Source organism: Halorientalis brevis (genome assembly GCF_042678165.1).
GTDB lineage: Archaea > Halobacteriota > Halobacteria > Halobacteriales > Haloarculaceae > Halorientalis > Halorientalis brevis.
The window spans coordinates 1-21,624 of record NZ_JBHUDJ010000007.1; the positions used below are offsets into that span (position 1 = coordinate 1).

The 21,624-nt window shown below is 55.5% G+C and carries 25 protein-coding genes; 18 read left to right on the top strand and 7 right to left on the bottom strand.

What is annotated here, in order from left to right; all coding sequences use genetic code 11:
- The 15 genes from ACFR9U_RS13745 to ACFR9U_RS13815 all read left to right on the top strand — a co-directional run.
- A partial coding sequence (locus ACFR9U_RS13745; protein ID WP_379814519.1) for a PadR family transcriptional regulator occupies nt 1–457 on the top strand: 457 nt, incomplete at its 5' end.
- Nucleotides 454–642: a hypothetical protein gene (locus ACFR9U_RS13750; protein WP_379814521.1), complete on the top strand. Its 189-nt coding sequence runs from the start codon at nt 454–456 to the stop codon at nt 640–642. The genes ACFR9U_RS13745 and ACFR9U_RS13750, both read left to right, overlap by 4 nt.
- On the top strand, nt 639–782 hold the full coding sequence (locus ACFR9U_RS13755) for a hypothetical protein (protein ID WP_379814523.1): 144 nt from the start codon (nt 639–641) through the stop codon (nt 780–782). The genes ACFR9U_RS13750 and ACFR9U_RS13755 overlap by 4 nt, the downstream gene beginning before the upstream one ends.
- 130 nt (nt 783–912) lie before the next feature.
- Nucleotides 913–1,977 (top strand): DUF8008 family protein, encoded by a 1,065-nt coding sequence (locus tag ACFR9U_RS13760; RefSeq protein ID WP_379814525.1) that lies wholly within the window; start codon nt 913–915, stop codon nt 1,975–1,977.
- Between the two features lie 362 nt (nt 1,978–2,339).
- Nucleotides 2,340–2,567 (top strand): hypothetical protein, encoded by a 228-nt coding sequence (locus tag ACFR9U_RS13765; protein ID WP_379814527.1) that lies wholly within the window; start codon nt 2,340–2,342, stop codon nt 2,565–2,567.
- A gap of 168 nt (nt 2,568–2,735) precedes the next feature.
- Entirely contained in the window at nt 2,736–3,365 is a 630-nt protein-coding gene (locus tag ACFR9U_RS13770) for a DUF7979 domain-containing protein (protein WP_379814529.1), read from the top strand.
- Nucleotides 3,366–3,620: 255 nt separating this feature from the next.
- On the top strand, nt 3,621–3,944 hold the full coding sequence (locus tag ACFR9U_RS13775; RefSeq protein ID WP_379814531.1) for a hypothetical protein: 324 nt from the start codon (nt 3,621–3,623) through the stop codon (nt 3,942–3,944).
- A 620-nt stretch (nt 3,945–4,564) separates the two neighbouring features.
- On the top strand, nt 4,565–7,270 hold the full coding sequence (locus tag ACFR9U_RS13780; protein ID WP_379814533.1) for a carboxypeptidase regulatory-like domain-containing protein: 2,706 nt from the start codon (nt 4,565–4,567) through the stop codon (nt 7,268–7,270).
- 2 nt (nt 7,271–7,272) lie between these two features.
- On the top strand, nt 7,273–7,497 hold the full coding sequence (locus tag ACFR9U_RS13785) for a hypothetical protein (RefSeq protein WP_379814535.1): 225 nt from the start codon (nt 7,273–7,275) through the stop codon (nt 7,495–7,497).
- A gap of 148 nt (nt 7,498–7,645) precedes the next feature.
- The gene (locus tag ACFR9U_RS13790) at nt 7,646–8,068 is read left to right on the top strand and encodes a hypothetical protein (RefSeq protein WP_379814537.1); all 423 of its coding nucleotides are present in this window, start codon (nt 7,646–7,648) and stop codon (nt 8,066–8,068) included.
- Nucleotides 8,069–8,089: 21 nt separating this feature from the next.
- Nucleotides 8,090–8,305, top strand: a complete 216-nt coding sequence (locus ACFR9U_RS13795; RefSeq protein ID WP_379814539.1) for a hypothetical protein — start codon at nt 8,090–8,092, stop codon at nt 8,303–8,305.
- Nucleotides 8,302–9,453: a hypothetical protein gene (locus ACFR9U_RS13800; protein WP_379814541.1), complete on the top strand. Its 1,152-nt coding sequence runs from the start codon at nt 8,302–8,304 to the stop codon at nt 9,451–9,453. The genes ACFR9U_RS13795 and ACFR9U_RS13800 overlap by 4 nt, the downstream gene beginning before the upstream one ends.
- Nucleotides 9,450–12,029, top strand: a complete 2,580-nt coding sequence (locus ACFR9U_RS13805) for a VirB4 family type IV secretion system protein (protein WP_379814543.1) — start codon at nt 9,450–9,452, stop codon at nt 12,027–12,029. Before ACFR9U_RS13800 ends, ACFR9U_RS13805 begins: the two co-directional genes overlap by 4 nt.
- Entirely contained in the window at nt 12,019–13,722 is a 1,704-nt protein-coding gene (locus ACFR9U_RS13810; RefSeq protein ID WP_379814545.1) for a DUF8186 domain-containing protein, read from the top strand. Before ACFR9U_RS13805 ends, ACFR9U_RS13810 begins: the two co-directional genes overlap by 11 nt.
- 180 nt (nt 13,723–13,902) lie before the next feature.
- On the top strand, nt 13,903–14,751 hold the full coding sequence (locus ACFR9U_RS13815; protein ID WP_379814547.1) for a DUF8172 family protein: 849 nt from the start codon (nt 13,903–13,905) through the stop codon (nt 14,749–14,751).
- Nucleotides 14,752–15,528: 777 nt separating this feature from the next.
- On the opposite strand, the gene ACFR9U_RS13820 is transcribed toward ACFR9U_RS13815, so the two are convergent.
- Complete coding sequence (locus ACFR9U_RS13820; RefSeq protein WP_379814549.1) at nt 15,529–15,891, bottom strand: PadR family transcriptional regulator; 363 nt, start codon at nt 15,889–15,891, stop codon at nt 15,529–15,531.
- 129 nt (nt 15,892–16,020) lie between these two features.
- Between ACFR9U_RS13820 and ACFR9U_RS13825 the strand changes: the two genes are divergently transcribed.
- Both ACFR9U_RS13825 and ACFR9U_RS13830 read left to right on the top strand, forming a co-directional pair.
- Nucleotides 16,021–16,296 carry a hypothetical protein gene (locus tag ACFR9U_RS13825; RefSeq protein WP_379814551.1) on the top strand — a complete coding sequence of 92 codons (276 nt, stop codon included), beginning with the start codon at nt 16,021–16,023 and terminating at the stop codon, nt 16,294–16,296.
- A gap of 144 nt (nt 16,297–16,440) precedes the next feature.
- Nucleotides 16,441–17,319 carry a hypothetical protein gene (locus ACFR9U_RS13830; protein WP_379814553.1) on the top strand — a complete coding sequence of 293 codons (879 nt, stop codon included), beginning with the start codon at nt 16,441–16,443 and terminating at the stop codon, nt 17,317–17,319.
- Between the two features lie 309 nt (nt 17,320–17,628).
- On the opposite strand, the gene ACFR9U_RS13835 is transcribed toward ACFR9U_RS13830, so the two are convergent.
- On the bottom strand, nt 17,629–17,988 hold the full coding sequence (locus ACFR9U_RS13835) for a MarR family transcriptional regulator (RefSeq protein WP_379814555.1): 360 nt from the start codon (nt 17,986–17,988) through the stop codon (nt 17,629–17,631).
- Between the two features lie 758 nt (nt 17,989–18,746).
- On the opposite strand from ACFR9U_RS13835, the gene ACFR9U_RS13840 reads away from it, so the two are divergent.
- Nucleotides 18,747–18,908, top strand: a complete 162-nt coding sequence (locus ACFR9U_RS13840) for a hypothetical protein (RefSeq protein WP_379814557.1) — start codon at nt 18,747–18,749, stop codon at nt 18,906–18,908.
- 340 nt (nt 18,909–19,248) lie between these two features.
- Here ACFR9U_RS13840 and ACFR9U_RS13845 read toward each other — a convergent pair whose 3' ends face one another.
- The 5 genes from ACFR9U_RS13845 to ACFR9U_RS13865 all read right to left on the bottom strand — a co-directional run.
- Complete coding sequence (locus ACFR9U_RS13845; RefSeq protein ID WP_379814559.1) at nt 19,249–20,283, bottom strand: DUF8008 family protein; 1,035 nt, start codon at nt 20,281–20,283, stop codon at nt 19,249–19,251.
- 137 nt (nt 20,284–20,420) lie between these two features.
- Nucleotides 20,421–20,564: a hypothetical protein gene (locus ACFR9U_RS13850; protein WP_379814561.1), complete on the bottom strand. Its 144-nt coding sequence runs from the start codon at nt 20,562–20,564 to the stop codon at nt 20,421–20,423.
- The gene (locus tag ACFR9U_RS13855) at nt 20,561–20,965 is read right to left on the bottom strand and encodes a hypothetical protein (protein ID WP_379814563.1); all 405 of its coding nucleotides are present in this window, start codon (nt 20,963–20,965) and stop codon (nt 20,561–20,563) included. The genes ACFR9U_RS13850 and ACFR9U_RS13855 overlap by 4 nt, the downstream gene beginning before the upstream one ends.
- The gene (locus tag ACFR9U_RS13860) at nt 20,962–21,171 is read right to left on the bottom strand and encodes a hypothetical protein (RefSeq protein WP_379814565.1); all 210 of its coding nucleotides are present in this window, start codon (nt 21,169–21,171) and stop codon (nt 20,962–20,964) included. Before ACFR9U_RS13860 ends, ACFR9U_RS13855 begins: the two co-directional genes overlap by 4 nt.
- Nucleotides 21,168–21,624 (bottom strand): PadR family transcriptional regulator (locus tag ACFR9U_RS13865; protein ID WP_379814567.1); only part of this gene is annotated, 457 nt, incomplete at its 5' end. The genes ACFR9U_RS13865 and ACFR9U_RS13860, both read right to left, overlap by 4 nt.

Here is a 21,624-nt window from a genome sequence, read left to right on the forward strand (position 1 = left end):
CAAGCCCAGCCTCGACTACCTCGACCTCGCCGCCGGCGACGACGTCCGGCTGTACGACCACCCAGACGGCTTCGAAGTCGTGCCGGCCGACGACGATCCACGTATTGTTACCGACGGTGGCTGGCTTCGTGGCACCCACCCGCCCCACGAGTGGCACCAACTGAATGGGATCGAACGCGATCTCTTGTTCGCGATTCGCCGACTCGAAGCCAGCAATGACACCCTCTCTGGCCAAAACATCGCCCGCGAGTGCGAGACACTGCGAGACAGTCCGCTTAGCAATGGGTCGATCTATCCAGCACTGAGCGGGCTCATCGATCAGGATCTCGTCACCAAACACGAGCGGGAGAACACGACGGCCAACCGGTATGAACTCACCGATGAAGGCGAACAGCTCCTCGCGATTTACGTCGCGACCTTCGAGACGCTATTTGAAGACACGGAGGCCAACAGATGACCGACGAGGACTCCGCTGCCAACGAGCGTCAGCAGGCAGCCGACGACCTCTTCGCTGTCCTCCAGGCCATCGACGCGGTTGACCTGAACGGCCTAGAACCCGACGACATACGCACTCTGCTGGACCTTCGCGAGGGCGTCGAGTCGCTTACTCGCACGTACCGAACGGACGGGAGCCAGTCATGAGCGAGTCCTACTACACCGGTTCCCAGCGCTGTGAGGACTGCGGCGAGCTCACCGCCGACACCAAAGAGCGCGAGATCGACGGGCAAACCCTCACGCTCTGTGGGTCCTGTGCGCTCGATCACTTCGTCAGTGAGCGGTAGCTGACGATGCCACGCACGCGCTTTGCACAGCGGCCGGGTAGCTGCTGCCGTCTAGCGACGCGTGCATGCTGGCTGTCGTTGGTTCGACTCGCTGTATCGCCCGCCAACCACCCCCTTCAATTTTCAACCCATGACAGACACGTCACCAACCACTGAGACGGATCGCGCCACAACAACTCGCGAGACAATCGCAACGGCACTCGACGACGACACGACCGACGCAGTCGCCAGTCTCGTCGAGAACCTCTGTGATCGCATCGAGACGCTCGAAACCCGCGTCACCGAACTCGAAGCCGACCAGCCGACTCCACCGAGCGACACTGCCACCGACGAATCCATCGCCGACCTCCGTGCAGAAAACCAGCGCCTTCGCGAGCGCATTGCCGACCTCGAAGCCCGTCTGGACGAGCAGGCCACACTCTCCTGGGATAGCGACGATTTGCAGGATGCCACGCTCACCTCCACCAGTGGCGTGGAAATCCCATTCGGCCGGATCATCAACGCCAAAGTGTCCGAACAGGATCTTGACGAACACCTTGCCGACAGCACGCTCACCAGTGCCGTTGCCGAGCTGCAGTCGCGCGAACTAGAGAAGGATGGGCATCTCCAGTACGACACTGTCACCGAGCACGTCGAGCTCCTGGACGTCGACGGCGACCGCCTCGAACGCTTCGAGGGTGACGACGGCGAAACGTGGGTTCGACTGCCCGACGCAGAAGACCCACTCGAACGCTCCGGGACGAGTGCCCTCGCGACGGCCGACTTGCTCCCTATTCAGCAACTCGCCCGGATGAATGAGGAGATGCTTGCGAACGCCACGAGTCGCCGTGCAGACTACCTCGCAGCGAAAGCGTGGGCAGAACGAGGAACGAAGTCAAAATCCTCACTGTGGTCGGCTGGCTGTCGCTCAGTGAGCGAGTACGTCGACGCGTCTGACCTTCGTGTCTGGATCAAAGCTAACCACCAGCGCCCGGACGAGGACATGAGCTACGAGAACGCGAAGAAACTCGCCGGGAAAACGCTCGAACGGATTAGAGAACTCGCAAAGAGTCGCGTCTACATCGAGAAGCGCGATCGACGCAAGGACGGGCTGCAATACAAAGAACGCCGCCTCATCGTGCCGACAGACGCCGAGATCCCGGGTGAGAAAGCAACCCAGGACGACGCTCCGGGGACGACCGAGGTCACCGGATAGGAGCCTCCCCGGGTCACTGCCACCCCTGAGAAGGGGCCAACATCTCTAAGAAGACACCCAACCCACCCAGACGCCGCCCACAGAACAGGCACCTTCGACGCCTGTTCTCGTTCGTTCGTGGTCTCGGTAGCTGTTGGTATCGCTGTTGAAGAGCGGTGTCGGCGGTGTTAGCCAGCAACTCCTGCGAAGCGACCACCAGTGATACAGAATTTCCCCGGACAGGATCGATTGGTATCCAGATCAGGGCGTCATAGAGCGGTTCGCAAGGTGGTTGATTTCAGAATTAGCAGAATGGATCGACTGCTCAGTAACTGGGCTTACTTAGCGAAACTCATTTTTGACAGATATCCATCTACTATTGTATGCGGAATGTCTTGGTTGGAAAACTACTCGGTTCCAAGACGTGGAACAATAGGTGGTACGTCTATGTAGGTTCTCCAGTTTTTGCGTTCCTCGGTGCCCTTCTTTACTGGCTTTTTGGCGTTCACCTAATTTCAGAACCATTGGCAGAAACCGTATTAATGGTCCTATTTCCAGGGATGACAGTCATAATTGGCTGCGCGATACTCGCTGTAATTGACGAGATGTGATTCAAACGCGAGATATTCTGATGTGTACCTCACTTGTAATGACCGTGCAGACAGCAGACTTGGTGCTCAGTAACTGTGCGTATCTTGCACTTGTCGCTTCTCGAATCACGGGAAATCGAATCGATCAGTAGAGCCAAGATACTTATCAGAATAGTATCTAGTTTTCATATGCCCTCCATCAAATCACTCTTCATTCTGGTAGTTGGGGCGATGCTCGTTGTCGGTGGGATGGTGACATTGTTTTTCAATGATCGCGGGTATCAACACGACGTCCAGCACCTCAATGTAACACCTGAAGGCGAGGACGTCTACAACTACTCGGAACTTTCGACAGCGGGACAATCTGCGTTTTTGCATGCATATCGAGCAGCCAATAACGACGGGACGTATACAGTGTACGATAAAGCTGAGAAGCCCCAAGAGTTCGCATATCTCACAGACGCGACAATGGAGTACACGGTTTACTACCAAGGAGACTATTACAGACTCTATACCTCGCAAGCCGGCGGCCACGAAATGGGAGGTCAACGAGTGATAACTGGGTTAGTCGGCGTTCTCGGTGGGATTTCGCTTCTTGGGGCGGGATTGCGTGCTGGTTCGGACCGCTTAATCCACTACAGTGTTCTCAGTGGCATCATTGTGGGGAGTGGCGTCGCGTTCACCGGAAGCCTGTGGCCTGGCCACACTGCAATTCGGACACCCATCCTTGCTGGTTATCTCTTGTGTCTCCTGACCACGATTGTTGCCCGGGGACTTCTTGAGTTGCTGGAACGACCCAGTTCCTCTGTTCCAGAATAGTCTCAACTTCATGGGTTCCTGTTATTCACGCGCCGGTCGTGAGCAGTTCCACCGTTCGGACTGCCTCCTAAGAGTGGGCAGTACCCAGTTCTACTGATCGGCTGATTCATCCGGATCTGGGTGAAATCAACGATGGCCGACTGCTGAGTGCACTATCTGTACTGATCACTGGAAGCGGCCAATCACTGACATACGGACCGTTCTATGACACCCTTCGCCAGTGAATTCATGTCTCTACACTGTCCATAGACTCACATGAACGAACGCCTCCTCGAGGATATCATTGCGGACACGGACAAAGAGAGAGCAGACAGCGAATACATACAGAACCGATTTATCGATTTGGGACGCGAATACATCGCTCAAGCGGATGACCCGACGACCGAACAAGTCGAAGTCCTTGTCCAGCATTTTGAAAGTCGCGATCCCGATACCATCGACGAAGACTCACGTGCGCTCATGTGGACGATGAGCGGTATCCTTCAGTGGATGCTTGACGACTTACCACTCAACGGAGAAACAACCGATCCAGAGTGGCTCCGACAGCAGTTGAAAATTTGGGGACGATTTAGCGAATAGGTAACTCATCTAATAGACGATCCGCCAAGGAGGATAGTGCATCGAGCGTGTCATAGAAAGCTTCTCACGGAATTCTTGAGTCGGTTAGCATAGGGCACGTATGCAGCCCGGTTGTCTTCGCAGCTGGTAGCTGATCGAACCCTTCAGTACAGGAGCGACAGCTGTCTTGGTTACGCGTCGAGACCCAACCTACGCCTTACCAGAAGGAGCGCCAGCGCGCCAAGAGCTACCGCAATTCCAACGACCTGACCACCCATCCAATCAGCGTATCAGATCCGTGAACCCCGTTCACGACGCCACCAAGGAGCAGTATACACATACCGAGTTGGGCTATGACCACAAGTCCTATCGCTGTATTCGACGGGGTAAATCTATTGGAGGCCACTCTTCTTTCTTCTAACCTCGTCGATAAAATTCCCATGGTGTTCCGCTTTCTGTGCTTGATCCCCGGACACAGTGAGAAGTTCTACTCACTGGCTGTGACTGATTCTATGACACGCTAGCATCACCAACACAGAAACCCACTGCTGACGAACGAGATAGCTTCAGATTTGAATATAAATTTTGCAGGTATGTTAAAAAATATGATATTTGTGTGATGGCCGGTAATGGTATTCTATATGGACTTGTCCGAACGCGAGGCACGATCGCGGGACGAGCTCATCTGTCCGAACTGTCGGACAGAGGGCCTTGAGCGGTATCCCGCATTCGCTCGTCAAAAGGATGATCCCCGTGAGAAGATCATCCACGGTACAAAATGTCCAGAGTGTGAGACACGTGTCGATCCCGAGGAAGTCGAGAAACAACTCGCCGATCCAGAGTGGTCAATTGGGAGTCTGTCGCTGTCGATGCCGTCGATACTGGCGAAGGTTTCCCGACGAACCATTGCTGTCGGGCTTGCAGTTGTCGTCTTCCTCGCCGCGTTCCTCTGGATTCCACTGATGGCTGGCCCGATTTTCGGCGGCTCAGAAGCTACCGAGCAGAATACGTCTACGCCGACAATTATCACCGAACAGGGGAACTGGACGGTCTACGAGGGACCAAATGGATTCTATGTCACCAATGGCGACCAGTCCCTCACTCCGGATGGACTCTCCGACGAGCAATACAATTACGGATCAAAAGACATCGCGCTGAGTGTCCTGGATGCGTATCTTGAATATCTCGACACCCAGACTAACTCGCCATCTGCCGGGGACGATCCATCAACTGACTCGTTCTCGTGGACGCCGGACCAGGATTTCGAGACCCCAAGTGACTCCACCGAGACTAGCTCATCCTCCCCAACAACGCCGGAGTACTCATTTGGTGGTGGCGGTGGCGGCGGATCGTCGTCACCTCCCCAGGAGACGAGTGGTCCAGAGGGGGCATCGAGTAGTCTCCCACCGCTGCATGGAACTGTGCTCGATAGCCAGGGCAATCCAGTTGGAAATGCGGCCGTCATCATCTCGGATCTCGGACGCTCGACGACGACTGCGGCGAACGGGACGTATCGGTTCTCGGAGGACCTGCCGTCGGGAACCCACCGGATCTATGCCAAAACTGGAACGGTCGCGACGTCCGCTATTGAGTTCACTGTCACGTCGGATGGGGCAGTCACTGTCTCTAACTCGCCGACACAGGCACTCTTTGTCAAAGACGAGGGAGATACGCTCTCTCGGAATCGCCTGTCCCTGTTGACCCAGTCGAGCTATCGGATCGACGCGAGCGGTCGAGGGACCTACCTGTCGACGAATATCTCATTCGCCCAGCCAGAGAATGCCGCCGGGACAAATGTGACGCTCAGTCCGGTCTATACGGGGACACTCACGAATCAGGTCTTCACGGGGCCATTCGAGATGCTCCCGATCAATGGTGGCAACACCGACCCCGAAACCCAGGCTCTTGGGATGAGCGGTGTCCAGGATCAGGAAAAGCGCACTATCGCAGGCACAATCGAGAACTCTGGCACCCGAACGCTTGATATTGACGGAAATATGAAGCCAGCCTGGGCGAACCTGACGCTCTCAGCAGATGTCTCACAGAAACAGCACACCACGTCGGATACTTGGCGGGACTACTACGGTGATATTCAGGTAGACAATGTTGGTGGCAATATCAAACCCACTGCGGAAATCACGCTCACTGGGAAAGATTCTAGGGCTGAAGAGATGTTCGATAAGAACGTATTCTCTGAGAGCCCTGGCAGAAAGTGTAAAAATCCAAAGGACTCTCTCTATTATGATCTCGACTCTGGGCGATATGAGGTCGATTTCGACGTCTATGCGGGTTCTAGTCTAGAGGGCTGGGGAGCGTGGGCAACAGGGACTGTGGAGATCCACTATGATGGGAAGACTATCAGCGAATATCTAAGCGATGAAGCATACAATCACCAGTGGAACTCGACTTCACACACAATTGATGTGGAACGTGATGGGTACATTAGATTTGAAGGGGAGGGATATACCTGCGAAGGCGGAAAGATCTGGGTCGGAGGAGAAGTCACCACGTTAGAACCAACTGGTTCCGTTGAGGTCACAGCAAACGGTGAAACGTACAATACGAGCTCACTCTCAAACGGTGAGACGGAAACAGTCCCACTCGCCCTGCAACGGGGAGACAACACCGTTAACCTCACACTGTCGAGAGGTGACGAAGTTGGGTATGAGATTCGCTACACGGAACGATGGGGTGTGAAATCCCCGGCAGCCTCGCTTGGTGACACGACACTGTGTAAGCAAGCAGGTGTTCTCAAGTCGAATCTCACGTGTGAAGTCTCACCATCTGTACTGGAACTTGGAGGCAACGACCTCACGTTCTCGAAAGAGGGTGGAAACCTCGATTACGCCTTCACATACGGGGCGCGCGCAAAGCCAACTGCAGGAACCATCACGATCAACGGCCAGGACTACTCGTGGGCCACCGATTTCAGCGGCAGTCAGTTCATCCCCACGAACGAAAGCCAGGTCGAACCAATCCCGATCTCGTCGCTCCACACGGGCACGAACAACATTTCTATCAGTCAGCCACCCACTGTTGATGGACTCTCGCCGTCGATCAAGGCAAACCTCAGTTACGACGCCACCCCGTTGCGGACAGCCAACCCAGAGATCACGGTGATCGCCCCGTCTGGTGCGACCTACAATAAGTCACTCTCGGAGACCAGCCTCACGAACGGACTGCTCTACGAGAACGCCACGATTGAGCTCCCGGTCGATTGGTTCGAGGCAGGGGAGCATGAGATCCGGATCAAGACAGGCGATCGGTCGCTCATCAGTGCCGATTTGAACGCGACAGGACTCACGCAACAGGTCACGCAGTTCCAAGAGAAAGAAAGCGCAGAATGACGATGGAATCAGCTGACACTGCTTCGTCGACGCACGGAATAGAAAGTCAGGAAGGTGCCCGCGAGGCTGCGATCCGGGCCTACCACGCGAAGATCGAGGAGTTCTGCCAGGACAGCGGAGCAACGGTCTCACTCGAAGAGCTTGACGCTCTCTTGACTGCCATCGAGGCCGATACAGCCGACTCCGAAACGATCTTTGAGGTTGTGCTCCCGCCAGTCGCGGACTGACAGCGCTCGCAAACACTCTTCTATTCTGTCTATTCTTAGTTGTGAAGCTAATCATGTCTATATTTAGGGTATTATAATATGCGATCCTAGCCGGTCTGAAATGCGACAAAACCAATATTTGACTAACACTCAATGCCTGATATGAAGTATGTCAGTAACAGATCAGAACCAGTCAAATTCAGAACCAGACGTCCAACCGGCAGAGTCTGAGTCACACATCATTACACCAGGTATGCAGCGGGCGCTGCTTTGGATCGGCGCTGTGATGGTCGGCCTCTTGGCCTTCGTCGAACCGGTTCTGGCGCAAAATATGACGCAGGATCAGGCGTGCAACAACCCGCTTATTACGACCGTAAACAATGGGATGGTGTTCTTGACAGCGGCTGGCCCAACGGTCGGGAGTGCGAATGCGGGGTATAACATGATGAAGGCCGCTGGCACCAACAAATCTGGGAAGAAGAAAGAGTACAAGGAGAACATCCGTTCTTCCCTGATGTACGGCTTTGGCCTTGGGATGTTGACGGGGATTGTCGCGCTGATTACTAGCTTCGGCCCGATGTCGACCTGCTAACTTCTACAGGAGCTTTCAGTTATGGGAAATAACCAGAACCACGACCCGTCGTACGTCCACATCGAGTTTTTCGACGATGACCGCCTCTCTGACATTAAAGACTCCAAGAATGAGTACGGCGTCACGTGGCGGACGATGCTCGAGTTTGGAGCCCGCTATATCAACGCCGTCGAGCAGGCTGAGACACTCGATCCCGAACACCTCCTCGAACAGAATCAGTCTGACCCAGACGCATGAACGAAGCCCAGCAGCGTGTGCCCCAGCAGATGAACGATTCGATGACGCTGTGGCGTGGGCTCACGCTCAGCGACGGGCTGCTCTTCATGCCCGGGGCTATTGCAGTGCTGTTTTCGCTGGTCGTGATACCGCAGGTGCTGGAAATGGTGGGAATCGTGGTTCCACAGGCGGTAGTTATGGCTCCAGGTATTGTCATTGGAGCCGTTCTCACCGTCGTTGCGGCGATCACGCTCAAGACCACGCCCCCGCATTACAAATCGACTGAGTGGTTACAACTTCATCTCGGGCACCTGGCCCAACCCTCGGAATACTTCCACATCACCACCCACTACGACCACGACCATCGCGAACAGAAAGACCACGCCGACTACGATTTCGTCAAATCAGTATGGGCGACCAACGAGCGAACACAGGACGTCCTCAATATCGAGCAGATCAACCCTGGCGGTGACGAGCACGACGACACTGGTTATCTGCAGCGCCCAGATTCGACGATCTTGGGGGCAGTTCGTGTATATCCCGCGAACCTCTCGCTCGCCACCTACGGCGAGTGGCAAAACGCCGTCGAGAACTTCGCGTCGGTCGTGAACACACTCGATTTCGAGATTCAGATCTATCGGACGACACGCGAACTCGACATCGAGCAGTTCCTGAGTTCGTATCAGGCCCGCCGCACGCACGATGACGTCCGTGGTGATCCCGAACTCGAAACGCTGTTGGAGAACTTCTTAGCCTGGTATCCAGCTGAACTCCAGAGTCGGGGTACGCAGATGATTGAGTACTACGTGGTGGTGCCGGTTGCCGAAGACGAGGTCACGTCAAGCCGTCGCACCAGAGGAGTGAAAGACCAGATTGCCGAGTGGCCCGTGATCTCGTTTTTCGTCGACGACGACGATGACGAGGAAATCCCAGAGCCTGTCCTTCGAGGTCGTCAGCGCGAAACCCTCTATAATCGGCTTGAGACGGTGAAGTATCAGCTCAAAGAGATCGGCGATGTCGATGCTGAACGCGTCTCTGCCGTCGAGCATACAGAGGTGCTGAAACGAGCCTACCGGCAAGAATCAGAGGTCGATCTCAGCGAACAGATGCAGACACGCGGCGTGACCATGCGCGCTGGTCACGACCAACAGACGGAGACAGAGTCATGATAGTGCTACAGCTTCCAGGTATCGGTTCAACGAGTCCAGTTCTGATTGCTATCGCAGTCGTCGGTGGTTTCGCGGCCATTGGCCTGCTGTTGTTACTACTGGCACAACTCGGTCTGATCTCGAAAAACGACACGTTCGAGGTCGAAACAGAAGCGATCGACGAGCCTGTCGTCGACGAAGCAGCCACCGACGACGTCGACGGTACTGTCGACGACACAACAGGGGATGTGAGCGATGACACGGGAGGGAATACAGACGCGGCTGCACCGAACGCGGACTCTCACAGTGACACTACGGAGCCAGAAGCCGTTGTCGACGACGGATCTGACACAGATGATGTGGACGAGCCAACGGTGATCGACGACGTTAGTGAACGGCAACTGTCCGCGATTGCACCGCGACACATCATCGAGGACGATGAACACTACGAACACCTCCGCATCGAAGATGACTACGTTCGATCGTACTTCATCGATGGCTGGCCCGAACACATCAGGGACGGCGCTTTCGAGGATGTGTTCACCCAACCGGGACTGGACTACGACGTTTCGATCCATGTCGATCCACTCGATACGACCGATGCGCTGGCTGATCTGAAAGATAAGATCCGCGACCTTGAATCGGAGTACGAGTTGTTACTTGACGACGGCCAGACGATCGAGGCCCGCGACATGGAGCGAAAATTGCACGACTACCGGGAGATGCGAGATACGATCCGTGACACGGATGCAGAGTTGGTCGACGTCTCCATGTACGTCACCGTCGCCGCGCCGACCGAAGACCTGCTAGACAGGGCGAGCGACGATCTGGAGGATATGCTCGAGAAGGCGGGCATGACGCCGATTCTCAAGACCAAGGATCAGGAGCGAACGCTCCGATCGAACACGCCGATCGCCAAAGACGAGGTCGGCAAGAAACACTCGATGATGGGTGGCGCCGTCGGCGCGATGATGCCCTTTTCGAGTGGCACGCTCATGCAGGACGAGGGTATCCCGATCGGCGAACACGCTGCCAATTCGAGCCCGATCATCTACGATCGCTTCACCCACGACCGTGGGTACAACATGCTCACGATCGGGAACATCGGCGCTGGCAAATCCTTCTCGACGAAACTCCACCTGCTCCGCCGGCATCTCTACGATCCAGACACCATTATCGTCATGCTTGACCCACTGCAGGGGTTCGCTGGCCTCTGTAGTGCTCTGGGCGGCCAGCCTGTGACGGTCGGCGGTGATTTCGGACTCAATCCGTTGGAAATCAGAGAACCACCCGAACACGTCAAAGAAGATCCACAGGTTGACCCTGGAAAGGCGAAGATGAAGGACCTGAAAGCGTTCTTCGAGTCATTTTTCGAGATGCGAGGCGAGGAACTCGGAGAGCGCTGGACGACCCTACAGCGTGCCCTTCGAATCGCCTACCGAGAACAGAACATCATTCTGGACGACCCCGACACGCACGGGAACCCGAACCCGACGATTCGTGAACATGTGGTGCCAGTCCTATTGGAGATGGTCACCGACGTCGAGGAACATACGATCATCAAAGACATCGTCGACGACGACGAGCGAGTGCAGGAAATCCTCGATGCGGCCGAGGAAGTCACCGACGAAGAGCGCGAGCGTGCAGCCCAGTTGCTGCTCGCGATGGAGCCATTCCTGGAAGGCGGCGCGCTGTCGAACCTAGGTCGGAAATCCGAGTTCGACATCGAAGACGAGGACGTCGTGTATCTCGACCTGCAACAGCAAGAGTCTCGGGGCGGCCTCGGCTTGATGATGAACCTGCTGTTCTCGGCGGTGTACGAACGCGCCAAACAATCTGACAAGAAGATCATCTTCGCGATCGACGAAGCTCGGTACATCATGCGGGACAAAGCTGCCCTGCAGTTCCTCGAACAAGCCGTCCGGCATAGTCGCCACTACGACCTCTCGATTCAGTTCATTACCCAGACCGTCGGCGAGTTCTTCCAACATGAGGAAGCACGGGCGATTGCCGAGCAGTGTGACCACAAGCTGTTTTTCCACATCGAAGGGCTAGACGACGACCTTCGGGAGAAAGTCGATATGAACGAACGTGAGGCAAAGTTCGTGCGGAACGCCACACCTGGCGACGAAGAACGCGGCTATTCAGAGGCCGCCTTCGGTGTCGCAGACAAAGGGTGGTATCCGGTCCACGTCCGCGCTAGCGATATTGAAGCGGCGGTCGTGGACTTAGAGCCCGGTGAAGACGTGCGATCGGCACTTCCCGGCATGGACGAGAGTGAACGTGTCCCCGAGCAGATCCAGGAGTTCCGCGATCGGCTACTCGAAAAGTACGGAGAGGAGGTGGAGGTCTCTGTCCGGCCCGAGAAGATGGTCCCAGAAATCCGGGTGACGAACGACAACGGGGAAGAAGAACTCATCGTCGACCATACCGAACTCCGTCGGTCTGGCCCAGACATGGACAAGCGGCTCAAAGAGGCGCTTGCTGATGCTGGATACGAAGTCGACGAAGACGACACTGATGACGTGAGCAAAACAGATACCGTCGAGGAGAGAGCATCGATGTTCGCTGAGATGCATACGGCTGATGACGATTGACCGTCGTGTGCAGGTTGTGGGCCTACTGGTCGCGCTTTGTCTATCCACTGGGGCTGCTGTCGCTGTTCCAAGCGAACCCACGCCCCCGGAGGAGCCAGAGCACGGGCTGAACAACAGCACGTTCTATCCGCTTTGGTCCAACGACGATGACGTAAACATCACGGCCAATCAGACGGGGTATGCGGCGCTCGCGAACGGGACAGATCTCTCATATCACCGGCCACCTGCAGCAGTCGAGACGTGGAACCAGCGTGATCTCGAAGAGTTCCCTGTGTCGTCGACGAATACCAGCGCGTCAATCATCCCTCGTGGCACCAAGACGTCCTCGAGCTCGAAGGGTTGGATCAAAGACGCCTACGTTGAACTGTTTGCGATTCAGCCGTCGACGCAGATGTATATCAACCCAGATCGGCAGCCGTTGTACGTCCCGAGCAATGGCACCATCCTGGGGACGATCGACTACCGCGTCTCGCTGCCAGCTGATGACACCAGCGGTGATCGCAGAGTCAGCTGGTCGCTCAATAGCGCGCAGATAACGACTGTCCAAGCAGTCTCAGGCTACCGGACCATCGGGACAACGACGCCAGACCACACCGTCAGCGTCGAATACAGCGGCCTCACACCAGGCCAGCATCCAGTTGGCCTCGAAGCAGAGATCAGCCTTACAGCGACGAAAACAGTCAGGACGAAACACTGCAATGAGGAGGGGTCCTGTCACTGGGAAACGTCATCGTCGACACACAGTGACCAGCTCACCGTCCGAAAGACGCGACAGGTGACGCAGTATCAGGTCTTAGCGTCCGGATTCTACACACGCTACCCGAACGGAGACCTTGGACTCGTTGTCCACCGCAATCTTCCGTGGGCCGCCCTCAAGTTTCCCAATGGCGATAGCGCCGACGGTGTCTGGCGCTTTTACAGTGGCCGACGGACAGGGTGGGATAGCCTTTCAATCGTTACTGCAGACGGCACAGGGACTGTGTCATCGCCAGCAAATCCATTGCAGACCTACGCGTACCCTGATGCGCTTGGGCCGACAGCAAGCGCACCAGAAGGTGTCTCACGGAGCCCGAATACGACACTCCTGCACTCACAAGGCGAGGAGATGCAGGCACCGTCGCTTCCGGCGAACGTCTCAATGTTTCCGGTGACTGGGACGTACAACACGTCGTGGCAACTCGCTGTCCGTCATCCAAATGCCCGCCCAGAGACTGTTCGGATGGTCGGCGTTGTGCGAGGGACGGGGACCAATATCTCGACGACATTCTTCGAACAAGTGGAGACCAGCGAATCGAATCTTTCGGCAACGATTCTGGAAACGACACGAGCGAATATGACACTGCGCATCGAATTACGAGACAGTCAGGGGACGCCGATTTCGACCACTGACTATGAAGGAAAAATCCATGTGGGGAACTATACGATCGATACGAATGCCTCAGGAGTCGCTGTTGTGACGATCCCAAAAACGACGTCTCGCGTCCACATCAGATACGAGCCAACGCCGTTCTGGAAGCGAGTTCCCACCTACACGGGGAGTGAAACGGTTGTGTCGCCGTCGACGTCCTTTAGCGGGCCAATGGCACCGCTTATGTGGCTGATATGGTCTATGTTAGTGTTCTTCTCGCCGTTCTACTTCTTCGATAAAATATTGGGGACGAACATTTGGCCGCCGTGGCGGGGGATCTGGTGAGAACCGAACTCAGGCGTTTGGTGTAGCAGTGAGAATGTCATACAACAGTTCACATAGCTGTGCTTCGCTTTCCCGATTCGCTTAGTACAGAAATGCGCGTATCAGTAGTACTGTCCAAACGTGCTCGTCGACCTCTGGATGTAGTGTGTTTTAATCCGGTCTACTGCCTACACTGATGGGATGACTGCCCGTGTCTATTACCATCATCCCGATGATTCTCACTATTCTCTCACGTTTGTCACGCAAGACAAGGATGAGATAACGACGGCTGGGCAAGACGCGATTATCGAGCACTACGATTTCGAAGAGGAATTCTTTGTGCTGTATACGAATTGTGGGGCGAGCGGTACGGTCGAGGATCTTGACGACGAGTTCGAGGACGAGCTCGATGAGATGTCACCGGAAGATCGGACGATTACGGTACGGTTACTCCAGATATTTGAGGAGATCGTCGAGGAAACGGAGCTGGAAGAGGAAGAGAAGCTCGAAATCTACAAGCAGATCGAATTAGAGCGGATCCCTGATGCTATCGCTCGCGTCGATTGGACCGGCACCGCTGTCGATGTCGCAGGGCAGCTGATGTCCACGCTGATTCTGAAACACGCGCTACCCAACGCGAACCACCGGACTTCGATCAGTTTGGCTCAGTGGTACCTGGAAAGCATCGAAACCGGGTTCTCATTTCCTGACTTTGCGACCGAAGCGTACGACTGGAAGACGTGGGTCAACGAGTACATTTCCGACTCGAAGCGACTTCTCACGGTTCGCCGGAATACGACGGCGTTCTCGTTACTCTCTGAGTGGGGGTGTGACACCGTTGTACGGAAGAATGGTATCGAGATCGGTCTTGCAGAGTATGACCTCGATTTCACTCGTTCAGAAGCGTTGGCGCACTATGGGGATGCACACACCGAACTCTGTACGGACTTCCTCACCGAATCCGTCACACGTGCTGGACACGACGAACTCGTCAGTACCGATGGCATCGGAAAAGTAGAGTTCGTCTCGTTTCTCGAAGAGGCAGAATAACTGCGTTAGTCCTGAAGGTCTGCGACAGTGCGGCCAAGCTCCCGGGCATGTTCGCTCTCACTTACGTCGTACCGCTCTTCTATCGAGCGGAGTTGTTCTTGGAAGGTCATCGTGGGTGCCTCCAGTTGGGCCTGTTCTGATTGAGGCAGTTCCCGCATAAGAACCTTTCCCGACTACCAAGCGTAGTACTTGAGGGTGTCATACAACGGTTCACATTGCTGTTCTTCGCTCTCCCGAGCGCTCAGTAGAGGCTGTGCAGTGAGCAGGGAAGCATCCACCGAGCGAGCCCCGCGAGCGAGGTGGTTCACCGGACGCGAGCGAACGAAGTGAGTGAGTCGTCCGGGGGTTTTCGTCCAGATTTTGCGACTGAGCGGTGCCCGCAGCGAAGCGAGGACACCCGAGGGAGTAAAAAGTGGGCACGCATATTGAGCACCGGATCTGCTGCTCGTCTGGTCAATATAGGTAGTTCTCATTACACTTGACGAATCCAGATAGAGGACAAGATACTACATCACTGAAACGACAAAGGTGAGTGAGCTTGTATGAATTGGTACCTCGGCCTGAATCGAGACATCCGCTGGCGGAGGGCGGGGGTCCTTGGTTTGTTCAGTGTCTCCTGTCTCTATCTCTCAGCCTTCCACGGGTCGGAACCCTCTGCCAGCGATAGCCCCACTTAGCTGGTATTCCCCATGCGTGGGAAGCCGCGCCGTCGTCGGGCTTTGCCCGACTGCCTGAGGGATCTTCGATCCCTCTCCGTTCACGGCGCGGAGGATGTCACTACACACTAGTAGCAGTTGGAAACATCTGGGTGACGACCTGCTCGACGACGTCGTATTCTTCACTGCGAACTCTTACAAACTCGCTAATCGACTGTTCGGTCACACTATAGATCGTCATACGACCATCCTGCTCACCTCGGTCTTTCTCGACGTACCCAGCTTCGGTCAGGCTTCGAAGAGCACGATATACAGTCGGTTGCGTCATGGACCGTCGCTGCTGGACTTTGTTCTTAACCGCTTTGCCAGTCGGAGGGCGCTCGTCGGCGTGGAGCGCTAGAACTGCGACGAACACGTCGCGCTCGGTATCACTGAGCTCACGCCAGGATGGCAGGTAGGAATCAGGGCGTTCGACGTTCTGCATGTATTATCATATCCTAGAATAATAATTAAAGGTGTTGGTGATTATCAGAGTTTTAGATTTGTAAATACAATTGTTATTACAGACGTATGGCCGTTAGTTATTTACAAAATGGTGTTACGATTCGAACCTGTGACTCTGAGCGCAGACGATATCGACGAGATCGACGCTGCTATCCTGGATTATTTACTCAAGGGGCGGACTGAGGACGGCCCATGGGGCAAGGCAACACCAACAGAGGTGTATCGTGGACTCGAAGAGAGCGGTCGGTTGGCGGAGATCGGCGATCCTGTACAAGCAACGATTCAAAATCGAATTCAGCGGCTTGAGCTAGCAGGCCACTTGGAAAACAAGTTTAGTTCTGGATGTTACGAGTTTGTGAGCGATCCGCGGGAGAACGAAGAGTGAGTCTTGGGTGAAAGCGAATTGCATGGTAATAATCCAAAGACCGTAGCTATGGATACTCTATCGCAAAACCGTAGGATATTGTCAGATAGTGATTGATCTCGACAGGTATAAAATATCACCACGTAGAACCATTCTGGTAATTAGATGGGAAATGACGATTCTCGGACCCGCTCTCCAACGCTGATCTTTTGGAACCATATCCTTGCAGCAGTCCTTAGCTACAGTTTTTACCGCTTGAATCCACTCTCGCTCTCCCAGAGTCGAAAACCTGAGTTTACATTGTTGGTTTATATAGGTATTGTAGCCATTATCTGGTCAATATTATATTTTCATAGTAATGGTTTGACGGAAACAGACGTTGATGGAACCACGACAGCCGAAACAACCGATCAGGACCACTTTGAAATCAATGAGGACGCCTCGTGGGAATTTCATACTGAAACTGCAGCTTATCGGCGGACAATTACGGAATCACGCGAAACACTCCAGAATCAGATCAATTTAGCAAACGAGATTGACGACAAAGCAATGCGAACGACACGGACTGCAGTTCTAATTTTAGGGATCGTCATCTCAGCGCTTGGCGTGACGCAGGGTAATCCCCTTGACTCAGTCAGTATTTGGACGCTCTTCGTTGCTGGGTTTGGTGTTCTAATTCTCGCTACATCGGCTGTGATTGGTGTGGGAACATATACTGTCACAAACATTCCATACGGGATCGGCACCAACTATCGAAAAGACGTCCTTGAAGGCGGGTATTCTGAAAAGGAGTGGTTAATTGAGCTCATACGGGGATATAATCAGTGGTCACGTGATCTTAGTGAGCAGAACGACCACAACCGAGATCTTCTGAGCCGTGTGCAAATCCTCTTGATTTTCGGCATTTCGTTTTTGCTCTTTGCTTCTGGAATGCGGCTTTTTAATTCTCGATTCGGGATTCATCCGTCTGTGGCCCTTCTTTTCTTACTAGTATTCGTTAGCGATTTCCTCCGTCTCGCTTCACCTGACTTATCGCCTGATTAAGAAGGAAACGTCTAGTGTGGAGCCAGCGCAGTGCCCTAGATTTATCTAGGACGGCTCTCCTAGAAGAGAGTACGATGGTGAAATCTAGGAAAACCGGCCGTGATCTCGAACCGGAACGCGGCAAGAAGGGGTCTAAATCAGCGTTGCGGTTCTTCCGGTTTTTCGGAATTCAGCCCGCCGATACGTCGTCACCGTCAGACGAAGACGGGTAAGTAAACCGCTCGTTTTGATCGATCATTGGGCGACCTTTCTCCGAGAGCAGGTCAGTCGCCCACACGATGTCGCCACGTTCCAGTTCCTCGAACGCCGTCACTGTACTTCTTCCATCTCGTCGGTTTGGAGGTCCTCAAGACGCTCCCCGCCGTACTGTTCGTCTGCAGTCTCGTGGTGACGGTGGAGCCGGTAGGCAGCTTGGAGTCGTTCTTTGTCGTCTGTGATCGCCCAGTACGGACGCTTGTGCCGCACGAAACCGCGTTCTTTCAATCGTGAGAGGATTGCACTCACAGCGTCCGTGTCCAACCCGAGTTGCTCGGCGATCGTCGCCGCCTTCCACGCCCGGTCGTCATTCTTGTCGAGGAACACCACGATCCGCTCGGTGTCATTCCGTTCCTCGAATTCGTCGGCGTCAGCGTTTTCGAACTCCTCGATATCGATAGTCCCGCTCGCCATAGGCTAGTGTTGGGGCTGTTGGAACATAGGAGTGTGGCGTGTTTGTTACTAGGGGGTCTTTTCCGTGCCCAGAAATGCGGGAGGGAGGTCGCTCTGCCGGTATCGAGACGAGGTGTACCTTGCGGTCGCGCATCCAGTACGCTCGGCGGGCACGAGAATCGCTGTTTCTCGTTCGCACACCAGACCGCGACGCGTTCTGAGGACGCTGACAAACAGGTCGTGCCGTACAGGTCAGTCCGGTCATGGATCGCGATAGCCAATAGAACCCGCCACGATGAGCGTTTGTGTCCACTATCCGTCAGAGTACGTTGACTTCAAGGAGCGTCTCATAGAAGGGCCTTCACGGAATTGTTGATTTGATCAGTACAGGTGAGATACACATCAGAATATCTCGCGTTTGAATCACATCTCGTCAATTATAGCGAGTATCGCGCAGCCAATTATAACTGTCACCCCTGGAAATAGGACCATTAATACGGTTTCTGCCAATGGTTCTGAAATTAGGTGAACGCCAAAAAGCAAGTAAAAAAGGGCACCGAGGAACGCAAAAACTGGAGACCCTACATAGACGTACCACCTATTGTTCCACGTCTTGGAACCGAGTAGTTTTCCAACCAAGACATTCCGCATAAAATAGTAGATGGATCTCTGTCAAAAATGAGTTTCGCTAAGTAAGCACGCATATCGAGCACCGGATCTGCTGCTCGCCTAGTCAATATAGGGTGTAGAATTATCATCTAATTCGTAGAACAGTATCTATGGACTGGCGGTTCATTGTTGCTGGATTCGTCGTCAGTGTCGGGCTTGTCGTCGGCTGGAGAGAGACAGGCACAGTTAGTGGTGCGATTTTTGTTGCTGGATTGATTTCAGGACTCTTTGTCATCGGCTGGCTTATCGACAAGTACGTCTATGGCCTGTAACCAGTCAGGAAACGCTACTACCACGACGTAACCCGATGTATTCGCACGTCTTCTGAGCACGCGATCCGGCCTCGCCAGTCCTGAAATCAACCACCTTGCGAACTGTTCTATGACACCATCGTCCGGGGAAATTCTGTATCACTGGTGATCACTGAGCGTCCGTTGCTGGCTTACACCGCCGACACCGCTCTTCAACAGCGATACCAACAGCTACCGATACCACGAACACACTAGAACAGGCGTCGAAGGTGCCTGTTCTCTGGGCGGCGTCTGTGAGATCTGAGTGTTTTTTGAGAGATTGTGGTCCCCTCTCGGGGGTGGCAGTGGCCCGGGGAGGCTCCTATCCGGTGACCTCGGTCGTCCCCGGAGCCGAATCGGCAGTTGACTGCTTACCCGGTATCTCGGCGTCGGTCGGCACGACTAACCGCCGCTCTTTGTATTTCAGGCCGTCCTTGCGTCGATCACGCTTCTCGATGTAGACGCGGCTCTTTGCGAGTTCTCTGATCCGCTCTAGCGTTTTCCCAGCGAGTTTCTTTGCGTTCTCGTAGCTCATGTCTTCGTCCGGGCGCTGGTGGTTGGCCTTGATCCAGACACGGAGGTCGGAGGCGTCCACGTATTCGCTCACTGAGCGACAGCCTTTGGACCACAGCGAGGATTTTGACTTCGTTCCCCGCTCGGCCCACGCTTTAGCAGCAAGATAGTCTGCACGGCGACTCGTGGCGTTTGCGAGCATTTCTTCGTCCATCCGGGCGAGTTGCTGGATAGGCAGGAGATCGGCCGTCGCGAGTGCGCTCGTCCCAGAGCGTTCGAGTGGGTCTTCTGCGTCGGGCAGTCGAACCCACGTGTTACCGTCGTCACCTTCGAAGCGTTCGAGACGGTCGCCGTCGACGTCTAGGAGCTCGACGTGCTCGGTGACAGTGTCGTACTGCAGGTGGCCGTCCTTCTCTAGTTCGCGTGACTGCAACTCGGCGACGGCGTCGGTGAGCGTGCTGTCGGTGAGGTGTTCATCCAGATCCTGTTCGGACACCTTCGCGTTGATAATCCGGCCGAGTGGAACTTCCACACCACTCGTCGATTCGAGGGTGACATCTTGGAGGTCGTCGCTGTCCCAGTGGAGCGTTGCCTGTGCGTCCAGGCGGGCTTCGAGGTCCGCGACGCGCTCGCGCAGTTGCTGGTTCTCTTCGCGTAACGCTTCCGTGTCGTCCGATTGCTGTTCGAGTTCGGTGACGCGAGCTTCGAGCGATTCGATGCGCTCACACAGGGTGTCGACGAGCCCGGCGATCGCGTCAGTGCCGTCAGCTTCGAGTGCCGTCGCGATGGCGTCGCGGTTGATCTGTGTGCTGTTCGTGTCGGTCGGTGGTGACGTGTCTGTCATGGGTGGAGAAAACGGCAGGAACGGGTGGTGATTGGCGTACGATGCAATTGGTCGAACCACTGCCACAGGCCACACAGCCACGGCTCGACGGCGGACGCTCGCCGGCCGCGAACCGCGGACCTGTGACCCATCGTCAGCTACCGCTCACTGACGAAGTGATCGAGCGCACACGACCCACAGAGGGTCAGCGTGTCGCCGTCGATTTCGCGCTCGCTAGTGTCGGCGGTGATCTCGCCGCAGTCCTCGCAGCGCTGCGAGCCGTTGTAGTAGGACTCGCTCATCGCTCGCCCTCCGTCGTGTGTGGCCGTGGGTGCTCGACGAACGGGTCCGCACCAGCGGGGACGACGTAGATGCCGCTCGGATCACGATCGTAGCCACGAACGTCATCGCCTGGCTCGAAGGGAGCGAGTGCGCCGAGGGCGTCTGGACCAAGGCGGATATCCATCCCGTAGTTGTGGGTGCCGGCGGGCACGTCGGCGAGAATCACACTCCGGTCGGGGACGTGTGTGCGTGTGACGACGGCGATGGCATCCGAGCGCGGTGTCTCGATTGCGACGAGAGCATCGTCAGCCGTCCAGTCGACGGCGTCGATGGTGGCCGTGGTGAGGGTAACTGTGTAGTCGTTGGCTGACCAGACGCCGAGATACCCCTCGCCAGTGGGGACGGTGTAGGGATTGCTCATTGGGCACCACCGTCCTGTGGGGTGTCGTGTTGTCCAGTGCGGTACGTGCGGGTGAGCGACTCGATGCCCTCGCGAAGGTCCAGCAGGGTGCGTATGTCGTCGGGTTCTAGGCCGTTCAGGTCCACCGCGTCGATGGCCTGGAGGACAGCGAAGAGGTCGTCGGCTGCTTGCTGACGCTCGTTGGCAGCGGAGTCCTCGTCGGTCATCTATTACCCTCCGAGTCCTCGAATAGCGCCTCGAAGGTCGCGACGTGGATCGCAAGCAGCTGTTCGCCTTCATCAGTGAGCTCGTACCGGTTGGCCGTCGTGTTCTCCCGCTCGTGTTTGGTGACGAGATCCTGATCGATGAGCCCGCTCAGTGCTGGATAGATCGACCCATTGCTAAGCGGGCTGTCTCGCAGTGTCTCGCACTCACGAGCGATATTCTGCCCTGAGAGCGCGCCATCACGGGCCTGGAGTCGGCGGATCGAGTACAAGAGATCGCGCTCGATGCCGTTCAGTTGATGCCACTCGTGGGGCGGGTGGGTGCCACGAAGCCAGCCACCGTCGGTAACGATCCGTGGGTCGTCCTCGGCCGGCACGACTTCGAAGCCCTCGGGGTGGTCGTACAGCCGGACGTCGTCGCCGGCGGCGAGGTCGAGGTAGTCGAGGCTGGGCTTG